The 2844-nt window shown below is 61.9% G+C and carries 1 protein-coding gene; it reads left to right on the top strand.

What is annotated here, in order from left to right; all coding sequences use genetic code 11:
* Positions 1-2844, top strand: a 2844-nt coding sequence (locus tag AC1DVH_RS28995) for a beta strand repeat-containing protein (protein ID WP_477756673.1), incomplete at both ends; no start/stop codon positions are given.

Raw genomic sequence — 2844 nt, 5'->3', positions numbered from 1 at the left:
CTTCAACGGCCTCGGAAACCCTGCTGACCCTCAACGGCAACGTGTTGATCAACGACGTGCAAGGCGCCGATCGGGTAGCGCTCGGAGAAAACGCCGGCCCCATCACCCCCGGCACTTTCACCGGCACCTACGGCACTTTGGTACTGAATGCCAACGGCACCTACACCTACACCCTCAACACCAGCGATGCGGATTTCATAGCCCTGCATGGCGGTGGCAACGGCACCGAAACCTTCAGCTACACCCTCACCGATGCAGACGGCGACAGCAGCACGGCGAACCTGGTGCTGCAGATCCACAACAACGATGACTCGATCACGATTGGCGGTTTGAATGTTGAGGGTGGCGAACTCACTGTATTCGAGAAAAATCTCAGCGACGGCAGCAGCCCAGACGCACCAGCCTTGACCCAGAACGGCACCTTTACCGTCACCGCGCTGGACGGTGTCACGACCCTGACCGTCGGTGGTATCGCCGTGGTCACCGGTGGCGTGGCCGCCGCCTTCCCGCAATCGATCACCACCCCGCTGGGCAGCACCCTGACCATCACCGGGTTCAATGCCGCGACCGGTGTCGTGAGCTACAGCTATACCCTCAAYGATAACGAAGCSCACCCRACSGSCAACGGCGCCAACACCCTGCCTGAGCAGTTCGCCGTSACCGTGGTCGACGACAACGGCACCACCGCGACCGGTTCGCTGGACGTGAACATTGTCGACGACCTGCCAAAAGGCGTGTACGACAGCAATGCKTCAACSGCYTCGGAAACCCTGCTGACCCTCAACGGCAACGTGCTGAGCAACGACGTGCAAGGCGCTGACCGGGTAGTGGTCGGAGAAAACGCCGGCCCGATCACCCCCGGTACGTTCACCGGTACCTACGGCACCCTGGTACTCAACGCCAATGGCACTTACACCTACACCCTCAACACCAGCGATGCCGATTTCAAAGCCCTGCATGGCGGCGGCGACGGCAGCGAAACTTTCACCTACACCATCACCGACTCCGACGGCGACAGCACCACCGCCAACCTGGTGCTCAACGTCTACAACAACGACAATCCGGTGACCCTCAACGGCCTCAACGTGTATGGCGGTGAGCTGACGGTTTATGAAAAAAATCTCGGCGACGGCAGCAGCCCGGACGTACCAGCCCTGACCCAGAACGGCACCTTCACCGTCACCGCCCTGGACGGCGTCACGAGCCTGACCGTCGGCGGTATCGCCTTGGTCACCGGTGGTGTGGCCACCGGCTTCCCGCAGTCGATCAGCACACCACTGGGCAGCACCCTGACCATCACCGGGTTCAATGCGGCGACCGGTGTCGTGAGCTACAGCTACACCCTCAATGATAACGAAGCGCACCCGACGGCCAACGGCGCCAACACCCTGCCTGAGCAGTTCGCCGTGACCGTGGTCGACGACAACGGCACCACCGCGACTGGTTCGCTGGACGTCAACATCGTCGACGACCTGCCAAAAGGCGTGTACGACAGCAATACTTCAACGGCTTCGGAAACCCTGTTGACCCTCAACGGCAACGTATTGAGCAACGACGTGCAAGGCGCCGACCGCGTGACGCTCGGTGAAAACACCGGCCCGATCACCCCTGGCACTTTCACCGGGACTTACGGCACCCTGGTGCTGAATGCCAACGGCACTTACACCTACACCCTCAACACCAGTGATGCCGACTTCAAGGCATTGCACGGCGGTGGCGACGGCACCGAAACCTTCACCTACACCCTCACCGATTCGGACGGTGACAGCAGCACCGCCAACCTGGTGTTGAACGTCTACAACAACGACGATCCGGTGGACCTCAACGGCCTCAACGTGTATGGCGGCGAGCTGACGGTTTACGAGAAAAATCTCAGCGACGGCAGCAGCCCCAACACGCCGGCCCTGACCCAGAGCGGCACCTTCACCGTGACCGCGCTCGATGGCCTGCAGACCCTGACCGTCGGCGGCATCACGGTCGTCAGCGGTGGTGTGGCCGCTGGCTTCCCGCAAACGGCGGTCACGCCACTGGGCAGCACCCTGACCATCACCGGGTTTAACGCGGCCACCGGCGTGATCAGCTACAGCTACACGCTGAACGATAACGAAGCCCATCCGAGTGCCGACGGCGCCAACAGCCTCACCGAGAACTTCARCGTCGTRGCCACCGATACCGATGGCGACAGTGCGACCGGGCAGATCAACGTCAAYATCGTCGACGACCTGCCAAAAGSCRTGTACGACAGCAATGCKTCRACCGCCTCGGAAACCCTGCTGACSCTCAACGGCAACGTRCTGASCAAYGAYGTGCAAGGCGCTGACCGMGTRACGGTCGGTGAAAACGCCGGACCGATCACCCCCGGCACTTTCACCGGGACTTACGGCACTCTGGCGCTGAATGCCAACGGCACCTACACCTACACGCTGAACCCCAACGATGCGGACTTCAAAGCCCTGCAGGGCGGTGGCAACGGCACCGAAACCTTYASCTACACCATCACCGATTCGGACGGTGACAGCAGCACGGCGAACCTGGTGCTGCAGATCCACAACAACGATGACTCGGTCACGATTGGCGGTCTGAATGTTGAGGGCGGCGAACTCACCGTCTTCGAGAAAAACCTCAGCGACGGCAGCAGCCCGGACGCACCGGCGCTGACCCAGTACGGCACCTTCAYCGTGACCGCGCTGGACGGCGTCACGAGCCTGACCGTTGGYGGCATCGCCGTGGTCAGCGGTGGTGTGGCCGCCGGCTTCCCGCAATCGATCACCACCCCGTTGGGCAGCACCCTGACCATCACCGGGTTCAATGCCGCGACCGGTGTCGTGAGCTACAGCTATACCC

This window comes from Pseudomonas sp. P4_C3 (assembly GCF_056402075.1).
This window is presented reverse-complemented; position numbering and strand designations above follow the sequence as displayed.